14 protein-coding genes and 1 tRNA gene are annotated in these 13738 nt (G+C 62.6%); 8 read left to right on the top strand and 7 right to left on the bottom strand.

Annotated features, from left to right (window positions below):
• The first annotated feature begins 59 nt into the window (after positions 1-59).
• Genes lptF through NCR34_RS03820 form a run of 3 tightly spaced genes read left to right on the top strand, consistent with a single transcriptional unit; the run spans position 60 to position 2707 of the window.
• Positions 60-1157 carry an LPS export ABC transporter permease LptF gene (gene lptF / locus NCR34_RS03830; protein ID WP_250499097.1) on the top strand — a complete coding sequence of 366 codons (1098 nt, stop codon included), beginning with the start codon at positions 60-62 and terminating at the stop codon, positions 1155-1157.
• A 4-nt stretch (positions 1158-1161) separates the two neighbouring features.
• Positions 1162-2310 carry an LPS export ABC transporter permease LptG gene (lptG, locus tag NCR34_RS03825; RefSeq protein WP_250499096.1) on the top strand — a complete coding sequence of 383 codons (1149 nt, stop codon included), beginning with the start codon at positions 1162-1164 and terminating at the stop codon, positions 2308-2310.
• A gap of 25 nt (positions 2311-2335) precedes the next feature.
• Positions 2336-2707 (top strand): sirohydrochlorin chelatase, encoded by a 372-nt coding sequence (locus NCR34_RS03820; RefSeq protein WP_250499095.1) that lies wholly within the window; start codon positions 2336-2338, stop codon positions 2705-2707.
• Between the two features lie 63 nt (positions 2708-2770).
• On the opposite strand, the gene cobA is transcribed toward NCR34_RS03820, so the two are convergent.
• From cobA to NCR34_RS03790, 6 genes are all read right to left on the bottom strand, one after another.
• A complete protein-coding gene (gene cobA / locus NCR34_RS03815; RefSeq protein ID WP_206468189.1) occupies positions 2771-3529 on the bottom strand; it encodes a uroporphyrinogen-III C-methyltransferase in 759 nt (252 codons plus the stop codon).
• Between the two features lie 24 nt (positions 3530-3553).
• Entirely contained in the window at positions 3554-4867 is a 1314-nt protein-coding gene (locus tag NCR34_RS03810; protein ID WP_284506465.1) for a sulfate adenylyltransferase subunit 1, read from the bottom strand.
• Positions 4868-4895: 28 nt separating this feature from the next.
• The gene (gene cysD / locus NCR34_RS03805) at positions 4896-5858 is read right to left on the bottom strand and encodes a sulfate adenylyltransferase subunit CysD (protein ID WP_206467713.1); all 963 of its coding nucleotides are present in this window, start codon (positions 5856-5858) and stop codon (positions 4896-4898) included.
• Positions 5859-5938: 80 nt separating this feature from the next.
• On the bottom strand, positions 5939-6670 hold the full coding sequence (locus tag NCR34_RS03800; protein WP_206467712.1) for a phosphoadenylyl-sulfate reductase: 732 nt from the start codon (positions 6668-6670) through the stop codon (positions 5939-5941).
• A gap of 3 nt (positions 6671-6673) precedes the next feature.
• Positions 6674-7213 (bottom strand): DUF934 domain-containing protein, encoded by a 540-nt coding sequence (locus tag NCR34_RS03795; RefSeq protein WP_250499094.1) that lies wholly within the window; start codon positions 7211-7213, stop codon positions 6674-6676.
• Between the two features lie 10 nt (positions 7214-7223).
• Positions 7224-8900: a nitrite/sulfite reductase gene (locus NCR34_RS03790; protein ID WP_250499093.1), complete on the bottom strand. Its 1677-nt coding sequence runs from the start codon at positions 8898-8900 to the stop codon at positions 7224-7226.
• A 217-nt stretch (positions 8901-9117) separates the two neighbouring features.
• Between NCR34_RS03790 and NCR34_RS03785 the strand changes: the two genes are divergently transcribed.
• From NCR34_RS03785 to NCR34_RS03770, 4 genes are all read left to right on the top strand, one after another.
• Positions 9118-10059 carry a CysB family HTH-type transcriptional regulator gene (locus NCR34_RS03785; protein ID WP_250499092.1) on the top strand — a complete coding sequence of 314 codons (942 nt, stop codon included), beginning with the start codon at positions 9118-9120 and terminating at the stop codon, positions 10057-10059.
• A 61-nt stretch (positions 10060-10120) separates the two neighbouring features.
• Complete coding sequence (locus tag NCR34_RS03780; RefSeq protein ID WP_250499091.1) at positions 10121-11281, top strand: ABC transporter substrate-binding protein; 1161 nt, start codon at positions 10121-10123, stop codon at positions 11279-11281.
• Between the two features lie 64 nt (positions 11282-11345).
• Positions 11346-11430 (top strand) — tRNA-Leu (locus tag NCR34_RS03775).
• Between the two features lie 86 nt (positions 11431-11516).
• Positions 11517-12737, top strand: coding sequence for a DUF6538 domain-containing protein (locus tag NCR34_RS03770; protein ID WP_250499090.1), 1221 nt, complete (start codon positions 11517-11519; stop codon positions 12735-12737).
• 176 nt (positions 12738-12913) lie between these two features.
• Here NCR34_RS03770 and NCR34_RS03765 read toward each other — a convergent pair whose 3' ends face one another.
• Positions 12914-13414 carry a hypothetical protein gene (locus tag NCR34_RS03765; RefSeq protein ID WP_250499089.1) on the bottom strand — a complete coding sequence of 167 codons (501 nt, stop codon included), beginning with the start codon at positions 13412-13414 and terminating at the stop codon, positions 12914-12916.
• On the opposite strand from NCR34_RS03765, the gene NCR34_RS03760 reads away from it, so the two are divergent.
• Positions 13358-13702, top strand: a complete 345-nt coding sequence (locus NCR34_RS03760) for a DUF4145 domain-containing protein (RefSeq protein WP_284506464.1) — start codon at positions 13358-13360, stop codon at positions 13700-13702. The genes NCR34_RS03765 and NCR34_RS03760 overlap by 57 nt on opposite strands.
• The last annotated feature ends 36 nt before the right edge of the window (positions 13703-13738 follow it).

Raw genomic sequence — 13738 nt, 5'->3', positions numbered from 1 at the left:
TGCGTTTCCCGGGTCAGTCAACGCGTAGCCGCATCGCCGCCGGCCCCAAGCAGAAATCAATGATCTTCGAACGCTCCCTGCAGCGCGAACTCGCGTATACGGCCGGCGCCGTATTCATGGTGCTGCTCACGATCATGCTCACGACGATGATGATCCGCATCGTCGGCTTCGCGGCGCAAGGTCAGGTCGACCCGCGCGATGTCGTCGTGCTGATCGGCCTCACCGTCATCGGCTATCTCGCCGTCATGCTGATCGTGACGCTCTTCGTCTCGATTCTTTTCGTGCTCACGCGCTGGTATCGCGATTCGGAGATGGTCGTGTGGCTCGCCTCGGGCGTGAGCCAGACGCAGCTCATCAAGCCGATCGCCATGTTCTCCACGCCGATCATCATTCTCATCATCTTCTTCGCGTTCATCGGCTGGCCGTGGTCGAACCAGCAAAGCAAGCTCATCAAGGCGCGCTTTCAGCAGCGCGACGAAGTGTCACTGCTCGCGCCCGGCCAGTTCCGCGAATCGCCGTCGAGCCACCGGGTGTTCTTCATCGAGAAGATGTCGCCGGATCAGGGGCACGTGGAAAACGTGTTCGTCACGAGCACCGAAGGCGGCAAGGTCAACGTGATCGTGTCGAAGAACGGCCACACGGAAACGCGCGCGGACGGCGACCGCTTCATCGTGCTGGAAGACGGGCGGCGCTACGACGGCACGCCCGGCCAGCCGAACTTCCGCATCATGGAGTTCGCGCGGTATGGCGTGAAGATCATGAGCCATCAGGTGGTCAATACGCCGACCACGACCGGCATCTCCACGCCCGACCTGCTTGCTAATCCGACGAAAGAAAACCTCGCGGAATTCGCCTGGCGCATGGGCCTGCCGCTCATCGCCATCAACCTGATGCTGCTTGCCATTCCGCTGTCTTATCAGAATCCCCGCCGCAGCCGGACCATCAATCTCGTGATGGCCGTGCTGATCTATCTCACGTACTCGAATCTGCTAAATGTGGTGCAGTCGTGGATCGAACAGGGCAAGCTCTCGTTCGGCGTCGGCATTGTCGGACTGCATGTGCTGGTGCTCGCGCTCGTCGCATTCATTTTCTGGCTGCGCGTGCGCAACCGGCCGCTCTTCACGCGAGCGAGCTTCACGCGCTCGAAGGGAGCCTGAGCCCATGCGCATTTACGAACGATACTTTGCGCGCCAGATCTATCTCGCCTTCATCTTTATTCTGTTCGCGTTCTCGGGCCTGTTCTTTTTCTTCGACCTGATCAACGAACTGAACACGGTCGGGCACGGCAACTACAAGTTCACGCTCGCGGTGCTGCGCGTGGCCTTGCAGACGCCTTCGCGCTTCTACGAAATCATTCCGGTCGCCGCGCTCATTTCCGCCATCTACGTTTTCGCGCAGATGGCGGCGGCCTCCGAGTTCACCATCTTTCGCGTGTCCGGGCTCTCGACCGGCGCGGCGCTGCGCTCCCTTTTGAAGATCGGCGTGCCGCTCGTGCTGGTGACGTACATCATCGGCGAAGTGGTCGGGCCCTATGCCGATCAATTGTCCGAGCGCGTGCGGCTGGAGGCGCTGGGCTCGTCGGTGTCGTCCAATTTCGAGTCGGGCGTGTGGGTGAAGGACACGCTCTCCGCGAAGGAAAACGGCGAACAGGTCACGCGCTTCGTCAATGTCGGAACGCTGAACCCGGACACGACGATCGCGAACGTGCGCATCTACGAATTCGATTCGAAGTTCCGGCTCTCGAGCGTGCGCATTGCGAAGAGCGGCGTGTACCAGCCGCCGGGCCACTGGAAGCTGACGGGCGTGACGGAGACGCAGCTGGTCGATGCGCAACCGCAGAGCGCGAACTCCGGCGATGCGCTCAATCCCGTGTATCGCGCAAAAGAAACGACGCTGCCGCAGTTCTCGCTGCGCTCGGAGCTGACGCCGCAGATTCTTTCGGTGCTGCTGGTGTCGCCGGATCGCATGTCGATGTTCAATCTCTTCCGCTATATCCAGCACTTGACGGAGAATCATCAGGACACGCAGCGGTATCAGATCGCGTTCTGGCGCAAGATTCTGTATCCGTTCGCGGTATTCGTGATGCTGGTGCTGTCGCTGCCGTTCGCGTATCTGCATACGCGCGCGGGCGTGGTGGGCGTGAAGGTGTTCGGCGGCATCATGATCGGCATGAGCTTCCAGTTGTTCAATACGCTGTTCTCGCATATCGGCACGTTGAACACGTGGCCCGCGCCGATCACGGCGGCAGCGCCCGCGCTGGCTTATCTGGCAATCGGCTTGCTGGGTCTCAAATGGGTCGAGCGGCACTGACGGCCGCTTAGCGGAGGACAACGCGATGAGCAGACACGGCATCATCCTTTTCGGACACGGCGCACGCGATCCGCGCTGGGCCGAGCCGTTCGAACGCCTAGCGGCGAAGCTGCGCGCGTTGCGGGGCGATCCGGTGTCGCTCGCGTTTCTCGAATTGATGACGCCGGATTTGCCTGCAGCGGTCGCCGCGCAAGCCGCGGACGGGTGTGATGCGATCACCGTCGTTCCGGTGTTCTTCGGGCAAGGCGGACATGTGCGGCGGGATTTGCCCGAAGTGGTGGCGAAGTGTCGGGAGGCGCATCCGCAGGTGGTCATTCACTGCGCAACGGCGGTCGGCGAGGATGATGCGGTGCTGGATGCGGTGGCCGCGTACTGCGTGCGGCAAACGGACGTTTAACGCGCGCACAAAGAAAAAGCGCATCGTGCCCGATGCGCTTTTTGTCTTTCGCGAGCCTGAAAATCAAGCCGCCGCCTGCATCCCCTTAAGGTGCACCTTCGGCTTTCCCGCCGACGCCCTTTCCTTGAACGCCTCGCCGATCATCAACAGACTCGGCTGCGACGGGTCGAGCCACGCCTGCGCCTCGCCGAGGGCCATGCGCGCGAGCGTCAGCGTGAGCGTGCGTTCGCGCGGCGTGCTGCACGCCTCCACGATCGCCACCGGCGTCGAGCCGGGCCGCCCCGCGTCGATCAACTGCTGCGCGATATCCGCCGCGCTGTCGCGGCCCATGTAGAAGACGAGCGAATCGGCCTTCGCCTGCTCGCGAATGTCCTCGCTGTCCGCCGCGCGGCTGTGCGTGGCGAGCGCCACGCTGCGCGATACGCCGCGCAACGTCAGCGAGCGCCGCAGCGTCGCGGCACTCGCGAGCGCCGCCGTGATGCCCGGCACCACTTCGTACTCGATGCCCGCCGCTTCGAGCGCGCGCATCTCCTCGTCAGCACGGCCGAACAGCATCGGATCGCCGCCCTTCAGCCGCACGACGACGCCATGCTCCCGCGCCGCATCGACGATCTGCTTGTTGATGAAATGCTGGGCGGTCGAACGCTGTCCGCAGCGCTTGCCGACTGCGATCCGCTTTGCGTTCGGCGCATAGTCGAGCATCGCCGGCTCGATCAGCGCGTCGTGCAGCACGACATCCGCCTGTTCAAGCAAGCGCATGCCGCGCACGGTGATGAGATCCGCCGCGCCCGGTCCCGCTCCGATCAGATAGACCTTACCCATGTGCATTCCGTCCGTCATCAAGCATCAAGCCGCGATTTCGCGGATCATACCGGCCGCAACCGTGTGATGCGTCGCCTCGTCGATCAGCACGAACGCGCCGGTGCCCTGATGCGTATCGTACTCGTCCGCGACGATCGGCTTTTGCAGCGTGAGCGCCACGCGGCCGATGTCGTTCATCGCGAGCGTCGTGCGGTCCACCGAATGCGACAGCGTGTGCACGTCCAGCACCTCTTTCACCGCGCCGATGCGCGCGAAAACGGTATTGGTCGTCTGCTTCAGCAGATACTTGCGCTGCGGCGAAAGCGGCTCTTCGTCGAACCAGCACAGGTCGGCTTCGAGCTTCTTCGCCGGGGCCACCGTCGCCGTCGCCGGGACGAAGGTATCGCCGCGCGACACGTCCACGTCTTCGGCGAGACGAATGGTCACCGTCTGGCCCGCGAACGCGCGATTCACCGACGCGACGCCGCCCGGCACCGGCGCGATGATCTCCGCGACCGTCGCCTGGCGATTCGCGGGCAGCACGTTGATCGCGTCGCCCACGCGCACTTCGCCCGCCTCCACGCGGCCCATGTAGCCGCGGAAGTCGTCGGCCTGCGAGCCGTCCTGACGCGCGACCCATTGCACCGGGAACCGCAGCGCCTGTTCGTTCGGCTGCGCGACCGGCAGCGATTCGAGCAGATCGAGCAGCGGCTCGCCCGCGTACCACGGCATGCGCTCGCTCGCGCTCACGATGTTGTCGCCCTTCAGCGCCGACACCGGCACGAAGCGCACATGTTCCAGCCCGAGCTGACGCGCGAGCGCGACATACGCGTCGCGGATCTCGTTGAAGCGCGTCTCGCTGTACTCGACCAAATCCATTTTATTGATCGCGACGATCACGTGCTGCAGGCCGAGCAGCTTCACGATGGCGCTGTGGCGCTTGGTCTGCGGCAGCAGTTGCGCTTCGCCGTTCTCGAACGTGACGCGCGTCGCGTCGACGAGAATGATCGCGGCGTGCGCGGTCGATGCGCCCGTCACCATGTTGCGCGTGTACTGCTCGTGTCCCGGCGTGTCCGCGATGATGAACTTGCGCTTGGCGGTCGCGAAGTAGCGATACGCGACGTCGATGGTGATGCCCTGCTCGCGCTCGGCTTCGAGACCGTCCGTGAGCAGCGACAGGTCGATTTCATCGCCGACGGTGCGCTTGTTTTTCGCACGCGAAATGGCCGATAACTGGTCGGACAGAACCGCCTTGCTGTCGTACAGCAGGCGGCCGATCAGCGTGCTCTTGCCGTCGTCGACGCTGCCCGCCGTGATGAAGCGCAACACGCCCAGGTCTTCCGCTTGATAGATGCTCATGATTCGTTGGTTCCTCGGAGCGTGATGCTTAGAAATAGCCTTGCTTCTTGCGCTGTTCCATCGCGGCTTCGGACGCTTGGTCGTCCATGCGCGTGGCGCCACGCTCGGTAATCTCGGTCACGGCCGTTTCGGCGATGATCTTCTCGACGTCGTCGGCGTCGCTCGCCACCGGGCACGTGCAGCTGATATCGCCGACGGTACGGAAGCGCACCTGCGCGATCTCCGGCGTCTCGCCTTCGCGCACCGGCGTGAGCGGCGTCACCGGCACGAGCAGCCCATTGCGACGCACGATTTCGCGATCGTGCGCGTAGTAGATGGACGGCAGTTCCAGCTTCTCGCGCGCGATGTACTGCCACACGTCGAGTTCGGTCCAGTTCGAGATTGGGAACACGCGCAGATGCTCGCCCGCATGCAGACGCGCGTTGTAGATGCTCCACAGTTCGGGGCGCTGCGCCTTCGGGTCCCACTGGCCGAATTCATCGCGGAACGAGAAGATGCGCTCTTTCGCGCGCGCCTTCTCTTCGTCGCGGCGCGCGCCGCCGATCATCGCCGTGTAGCCGTATTGCTCGATGGTTTCGAGCAGCGTGACCGCTTGCGCGGCGTTGCGCGAATCCGTCTCGCGGCGCAGGCGCACGGTGCCCTTCTTGATCGAATCCTCGACGTGGCCGACGACCAGTTCCGCGCCGATCTCGGCCGCGCGACGGTCGCGGAAGTCGATCACTTCCTGGAAATTGTGGCCCGTGTCGATATGCACGAGCGGGAACGGCAGCACGGTCTTGCGGTTGCCGCCGAGGCCGAACGCCTTCAACGCGAGCGCCAGCACGACGACCGAATCCTTGCCGCCCGAGAACAGCAGCGCGGGCTTGCTGCACTCCGCGACGAGTTCGCGCAGGATGTGGATCGACTCGGCTTCGAGCCAGTCGAGGTGGTCCATCCGCGTCGCCTGATTGACGATCGGGGCGGTGACGTTGGGGTCGAGCGTGGTGCTCATGTTCGTCGATCCTTTTTTGTGCGGCATGGTTCGCCAAGCCGCGTTCGGTAACAGGGTTCAGGCGGCGTCTGTGCGCCTTGTCAGATCGCGGAGCTCGGCGCTTCCTGGACGATCTTGATGCTGCTGATGTTGGTCATGTGCAGGCCGCATTCCTTCGTATCGCGCGATTCCCACCACCAGCGGCCCGCGCGGCTGTCCTCGCCGGGGCGCACGGCGCGCGTGCAGGGCTCGCAGCCGATGCTCGGATAGCCGCGCGCATGCAGCGGGTTCACCGGCACGTCGAACGCTTTCAGGTAGTCCCACACGTCCGCTTCGGTCCAGTCCGCCAGCGGATTGAACTTCGCGATGCCGCGCGGCGCGTCGTGCTCTTCTTCGTGCAGTTCGGCGCGCGTCACCGACTGCTCGCGGCGCTGGCCCGTGACCCAAGCGGAGACATCGGCGAGCGCGCGGTTGAGCGGCTCGACCTTGCGGATATGGCAGCAACTCTTGCGCAGGTCGATGCTCTCGTAGAACGCATTCAGACCATGATCGCGCACGTATTCATCGACAGCGGCTTGCTGCGGATGAAACTGCTCGATGTCGTAGCCGTAGCGTTCCTTCACGCGATCGATCATGCCGAGCGTTTCCGCGTGCAGACGCCCCGTGTTCAGCGAAAAGATGCCGATGCCGACCTTGCGCGAAAGAATGGCGTGCGTGAGCACCATGTCTTCGGCGGCGAGGCTGCTGGCTAGCTTGACGCGCTCGTGGCGCGCTGCGATCGAATCGAGCAGCGCGTCGAGGCGTTCAACCTTGGCTTGCAGTTCTGGCGTCATGCCTCAGGCTCCGAGCGTGGCGAGCACCGCGGCGCGGCGGCGGAACAGCGGTTCCGGGTTGTCGGTCGCGCCTTGGTACAGCTCGCTGAATTCGTTGAACGCGTTGAGCGCGTCGTTGATGTCCTTGTCCGCGCGCACGGCGAAAGCGTCGAAGCCGCAGCGGTAGTGGAAGAACACCTGATCGCGCAGCACGTCGCCGATGGCGCGCAACTCGCCCGTCCAGTTGTATCGCTCGCGCAGCAGGCGGCCGATGGAAAAGCCGCGGCCATCGCGAAACACCGGGAAATCGACCGCGATCACCGCGATCTTGTCGAAATCCGGCGCGAGGTCGGCGGGTTCGTCGTCAGGCGCGAGCCACACACCGATCGATTCCTTCGCGCGCGACGCCACGAGCGCGTCCTTCGCGTCCTTCCACAGCGCGAAGGGCACGATCACCTTGCCTGCGGGAAGCGCATCGACTGTCGGCAGCGCGCCGTCTTCGGCTGCGCGCACGACGGTGAAATCGTCTTCGACGACCGCGCGGTTTTTGATAATCAACGTCATCTGCAGATCCTTAAGCGTGGGCTTGGCGCGATGCGTACACGCGCTCCTTGAACGGCGCGATGCCGATGCGGCCGAACGTCTCGATGAAGCGCTCGCCTTCGAGGCGGTTCTCGACGAAGGTGTCGATCACGCTCGAGACGACGTCCGGCATTTCGTGCGCCGAGAACGACGGTCCGATGACCTTGCCGAGATGCGCGCCGGTCGCGCCCGAGCTTTGCTCGCCGCCGAGCGTCACCTGATACCACTCCGAGCCGTCCTTATCGACGCCCAGCACGCCGATGTTGCCGACGTGGTGATGACCGCACGCGTTCATGCAGCCCGAAATGTTGATCGACAGGTCGCCGAGGTCGTAGACATAGTCGGCGTTGTCGAAGCGCTCCTGAATGGCTTGCGCGATCGGGATCGACTTCGCATTCGCGAGCGAGCAGAAATCGCCGCCCGGGCACGAGATGATGTCCGTCAGCAGGCCGATGTTCGCCGCCGCGAGGCCGATCGCCTTCGCGCGCTCCCAGACGGCGAACAGATCGCGCTTCTTCACGTTCGCGAGAATCAGGTTCTGCTCGTGCGAGACGCGGATTTCGCCGTAAGAGAACTCATCGGCGAGATTGGCGACTTCGTCCATCTGCTTGTCGGTGGCGTCGCCGGGCGCGACGCCCGTCGGCTTCAGCGACAGCGTGACCGCCGCGTAGCCGGCAATCTTGTGCGGGCGCACGTTGCGCTCGACCCAGCGCGCGAACGGCTTGCTTTCGATCAGGTGCTTCTCATACGAGGCGTCCGTGTCCGGCAGCTTTTCGTAGACGGGCGGCGCGAAGAACTTCGACACGCGGTCCACTTCGTCCTGCGTGAGCGTCGAGGGACCATCCTTCAGGTGCGCCCACTCTTCTTCCACCTGCTTCGCGAACTTTTCGGGCGACAGCGCCTTCACGAGAATCTTGATGCGCGCCTTGTACATGTTGTCGCGGCGGCCGTAGCGGTTATAGACGCGCAGCACGGCTTCGCAGTACGTGAGCAAGTGCTGCCACGGCAGGTCTTCCTTGATGACCGCGCCGATGATCGGGGTGCGGCCGAGCCCGCCGCCCGCGAGAATGCTCGCGACGACTTCGCCCTGCGCGTTCTTCTTCAGATACACGCCGAGATCGTGGATCTGCACGGCCGCGCGGTCTTCCGCCGAGCCGCACACGGCGATCTTGAACTTGCGCGGCAGCCACGCGAATTCCGGGTGGAACGTGGACCACTGGCGCATGATTTCGGCCCACGGACGCGGATCGACGGTTTCGTCCGGCGCCACGCCCGCGAACTGGTCCGCCGTGATGTTGCGGATGCAGTTGCCCGACGTCTGGATCGCGTGCATCTGCACCGATGCCAGCTTGCGCAGGATTTCCGGCGTTTCTTCCAGCTCGATCCAGTTGAACTGGATGTTCGTGCGCGTCGAGAAGTGGCCGTAGCCGCGGTCGTGCTCCCGCGCGATGGTGGCGAGCATGCGCAACTGGTCGCTGCGCAGGTTGCCGTACGGAATCGCGATGCGGTGCATGTACGCGTGGCGCTGCATGTACAGGCCGTTTTGCAGCCGCAGCGGACGGAATTCTTCCTCGCTCAACTCGCCCGACAGACGCCGGCGAACCTGATCGGCGTACTGCGCGACTCGTTCGTCAACGATTCGCTGGTCGATCTGATCGTATTGGTACATTCGGGGGCCCCAAGTTTTTGTTTAGCCGCCGGCGCCCTAGGTTGCGCCGCGCGTCAGATATCCATTGATTCGCCGGCGCGCACAGCGTTCAGACGGAACGCTCATTTGCTAATGACGAAAACAGCTATGGATATTGGAAAAATTGGACTGATAGTAATAAACCTGCTATATATTGCAAACGACTGAAAAATTACTTTGATATGCGCGTGGGTTATAAATGAATCTGCATCAGTTCCGCTTCGTGCGGGAGGCCGTGCGGCAGAACTTCAACCTGACCGAAGCCGCGAAGGCGCTCTATACATCGCAGCCGGGCGTGTCGAAGGCGATCATCGAGCTGGAAGACGAGCTGGGCGTCGAAATCTTTACGCGGCACGGCAAGCGCGTCCGGTCGCTGACGGAACCCGGGCGCATCATTCTCGCTTCCGTCGAGAAAATCCTGCAGGAAGTGGAAAGCCTGAAGCGCGTCGGCAAGGATTACGCGGCGCAGGACCAGGGCAATCTCGTGATCGCCGCGACCCACACGCAGGCGCGCTACTCGCTGCCGTCGGCCATCGCGGAATTCAAGAAACGCTTCCCGAAAGTGCATCTGTCCATCCTGCAAGGCAGCCCGACGCAGGTCGCCGAGATGGTCATTCACGATCAGGCGGACATCGCCATCGCCACCGAAGCCATTGCCAACTATAAGGAACTCGTGTCGCTGCCCTGCTTCCAGTGGCAGCATCTGGCGGTCATGCTGCCCGAGCATCCGCTGCTGGAACGCAAGCTTCTCACGCTCGACGATCTCGTGCAGTACCCGCTCATCACGTACGAAGCGGCTTTCGCCGGGCGCACGAAGATCAACCACGCGTTCCAGTTGCGCAATCTGACGCCGGATATCGTGCTCGAAGCCATCGACGCGGACGTCATCAAGACTTACGTCGAACTGGGGCTCGGCGTCGGGATCTTGGCGGATATTGCGTTCAATCCGGAGCGCGACCGCCATCTGCGCGCGATGCCGGTCGGGCATTTGTTCGGCACGAACGTCACGCGGCTCGCGCTCAAGCAAGGCGCTTATTTGCGCAGCTATGTGTATACGCTCGTCGAGCTGCTTTCGCCCTCGATGAACCGGAAGCTGATCGAACAGGCGCTCTCCGGCGAGCATGAAAGCTACGAACTCTGACTCTGAAGGCGACGGCGCAACGCCGATCACAAAAACACGAACTTCCCTGGAGAGCTTTCCGATGACGTTGTCGAAATTCACGCGCCGGCTCGCCGCCGGCGCCGCGCTGGCGGTGTTGTCCGCCGCCGCGCACGCGCAGATCAAGGTAGGCGTGGATCTGTCGAGCACGGGGCCTGCCGCTGCTATCGGCATCACGAGCAAGAACGCGATGCTGATGTGGCCGAAGACCATCGCGGGACAGGATGCGCAGTACATCATTCTCGACGACGGCTCGGACCCCGGCGCGGCGGTGCGCAATATCCGCAAGCTGATCACCGAGGACAAGGTGGACGTGATCGTCGGGCCGAACATCACGCCGGCCGCGCTCGCGGCGCTCGATCCGGTCGCCGAATATCAGACGCCGATGATCACGCTGATCGGCTCGGCGTCGGTGGTCGAACCGCAGGAAGGCAAGAAGGTCTGGGCGTTCAAGATGGCGCAGACCGACCGCGCGATGGCCGACGTGATGACGCGCTACATGTCCAACCACGGCGTGAAGACGGTCGGCTTCATCGGTTTCGCGGACAGCTACGGCGATAGCTGGCTCTCCGAATTCACGAAGTTCGCGGATCTCCGCCACATCAAGATAGTCGCGACCGAACGCTTCAACCGGACGGACGCGAGCGTCACCGGCCAGATTCTGAAGCTTATGGCCGCGAAGCCCGATGCCGTGCTGATCGCGGGCGCGGGCACGCCGACCGTGCTGCCGCAGCGCACGCTCGTCGAGCGCGGCTACAAGGGCGCGATCTACCAGACGCACGGCATCGCGACGCCGGAGTTCATCAAGCTCGGCGGCAAAGATGTCGAAGGCACGCTCTTTCCGACGCAGCCGGTGGTCGTCGCGCGCACGCTGCCGGCGGATCATCCGTCGAAGAAGGCGGCGCTCGCGTTCGTCGATGCTTACGAGGACAAGTACGGCAAGGGCACGGTGACGCAGTTCGCCGGCGACGCGGCGGGCGTCTATCCGCGTTTGCAGGACGCGGCGACGCGCGCGCTGAAGGCGGGCAAGCCGGGAACGAAGGAGTTCCGCGTGGCGTTGCGGTCGGAACTGGAGCACGCGCATGAGCTGGTGGTGCCGAACGGCGTCGTCAATACGAGCGCGAGCGACCACGTCGGTCTCGATCAGCGCGCGAGCGTCATGGGCATCGTCCGCAACGGGGCGTTTACGTATCTGAGCCAGTAATTCGCGGACAACCGGCGCTGCTTGCCGAGCGCGCGGTTTTGGGTCATAATCGCCGACTCAGCATGCCCAGGTGGTGAAATTGGTAGACGCAGGGGACTCAAAATCCCCCGCCGCAAGGCGTGCCGGTTCGATTCCGGCCCTGGGCACCACCCCTCTCCCCGCAATGCCTTACGCAGTAAGCCTCTCCGGCTCATAAGGGCGTGTTTCTGTGGTAACTTATGTGGTAGTTACCAACATGCAGATACGCTCTGGCGTACTTTCCATTACCTTGAAGTACTGTTACCAGCGTGGTAGTACCCACTACTTCCAGCGCCCAGTGCCTAGGGACCTTCAGGCCCAATACGGCAAAACGACGATCAAGCTCAACCTGCACACGTCTGATATCAGTGAGGCGGCGCGCAAGATTGGGGCCCTCAATCGCCAGCTAGAGAAGGAATGGGAATCCCTGCGAGCAGACCCCGACTCCTCACTGAGGGCCACCAAGAAGCACGCTGAGGCTTTCTTGGCTGCTTGGGGCATTGCGGTGAGCGGTGAGCGTGACGAGGAGATGGAGCACGCCATTGAGCTCCTGCATGACCATCTCGATAAGAAGCGCGTAGCCCATGCAGCAGGGGATGAGGAGGTCTATCGGGATGCCAATGGCGGCGACTATCTCTCCAAGGTCGAAAGCACGGCCATGCAGATGCTTGCAGGCACCCTGAGGGATTCCCTTAGCGATGCCTTCGAGCTCTATCTAGAGCATCACAAGAAGCGGGACGATGAGAAGTTCGCCAACTTTTCGCGCGCTGCCTTCCAGACGTTGATTGATGCCGTTGGTGATAAGCCCGTTGAAGCGGTCTCTCGTGCTGATGCGCGGGCATTCGTAGCGAAGCAGCAGGCTGCGGGGCTCAAGACCGGAACTATCCGTAGACGCCTCAGCACCGTCAATGCGGTCATGAACTCCTATATCAGCGAGAAGGAGCTGACCCGCACCAACCCCTTCGAATCCCTCCAAATCGCCGGGGAAGGCTCCGACAAGAAGAAGCGGGTTCCCTTCACGCCCGATGAGCTCACCGCTGTACAGGCAAAGTGCCGAGAGGTCGATGATTACATCCGCTGGCTCATCGCTCTCTTGTCTGATACTGGAACGCGCATCGGTGAGGTGACAGGGCTGCTACTTGATGACTTGGTGCTGGATGGTCCCATCCCCCACATCGTTATTCGAGAGCACCCCTGGCGGTCTCTCAAGACCAGCTTCACGGCCCGAGAGGTGCCTCTACTGGGTGCGTCTCTATGGGCAGCGCAACGGATCAAAGAGAACGCCCGTCCCGGCCAGCGGTTCGCCTTCCCGAGATACACAAACGAGGAGCGGTGCAATGCAGACACGGCATCAGCTACCTGCAGGCCTGATGGAGCCGCTTGGCCCCGTGGAGTGATTTGCTGGGTGTCGTTAGGTGGCATGGTGGTGGGTGAATAAAGGGAACCGGGCGAATATGGGCGTGGCGACACCCGCCCGATGAAGGAGCGTCACGATTGGAAAAGGACTAACGGGAAATGCGAGGGGTGGCCTTATGGCCGCTGAGGGTTGTCAGTAAAGGCGCTCAGGGATTGACGCGGGTACACAGCTCATTACCCCGCGCCATGTTGTTTGCCTCAGATAACGTTCAGTTGGTCACAGACCTGATCCAGAAGGGCGATGACCACTTCACGGGTCAGCGGTGCTGCCTGGTTCATCGCTTGGGTTGCCTTGAGGAAAGCTGCAATCTCTGCGAGCTTTGCTCCGATGGTGGTCAGGTTCTGGTCGCGCGCTTTGGCCTGGTCAGGGCCTACTCCCCGCATCGGGTCTGTCTTCTTGGCAAGCTCAGTGAGCTCCTCAGCAGCCATCCCGAACTTTTCAGCTTGCTTCTTCAGGTACTTCTTGGCGGTCTGCTGCTCCTGACCTTCACCGCCCTCGACCATCGCTACGAGCTTGTTGACCTTCTTTGCTGTCTCGATGGAGATGCGCTGGCGGGGCGCAGGGTAGGCTGAGAGGTCCAGGTCGGGGGCTGGAGGGTCGTTCGATTCCTGCTCCCGGAACCAAACTCGGATGTTCTTCGGATGGCTGAGGTCTTCAGGGATTGCCGTTTTACCGCCACGGTAAGACGCAAACCACATAGCGTCAGACCTGGTGACAGCATCAATGCCCAGATTGGGGACCTAGTTAAGCAAGGTATGCCTGCTCAGATACAGCAGGCCCTTGATGTTGTCCGTGTTGTTGGGAATAACGCCGTGCATCCTGGCAAGATGGACCCGGAGGACGTAGCGGAAATCTCCGCCAGTCTCTTTGCACTGGTCAACCTGATTGTTGAGGACCGCATAACGCGGCCTAAGATGGTTGCCGATGTGTTTGCTGCGCTGCCTGAGGGCGCGCGCAAGGCAATCGATAGGCGCGATGGAAAGTGACGTGAGAACTCGCCAGAGCTTGGAGGAAGTTATAAC

Source organism: Caballeronia sp. GAWG1-5s-s (assembly GCF_023631445.1).
GTDB lineage: Bacteria > Pseudomonadota > Gammaproteobacteria > Burkholderiales > Burkholderiaceae > Caballeronia.
This window is presented reverse-complemented; position numbering and strand designations above follow the sequence as displayed.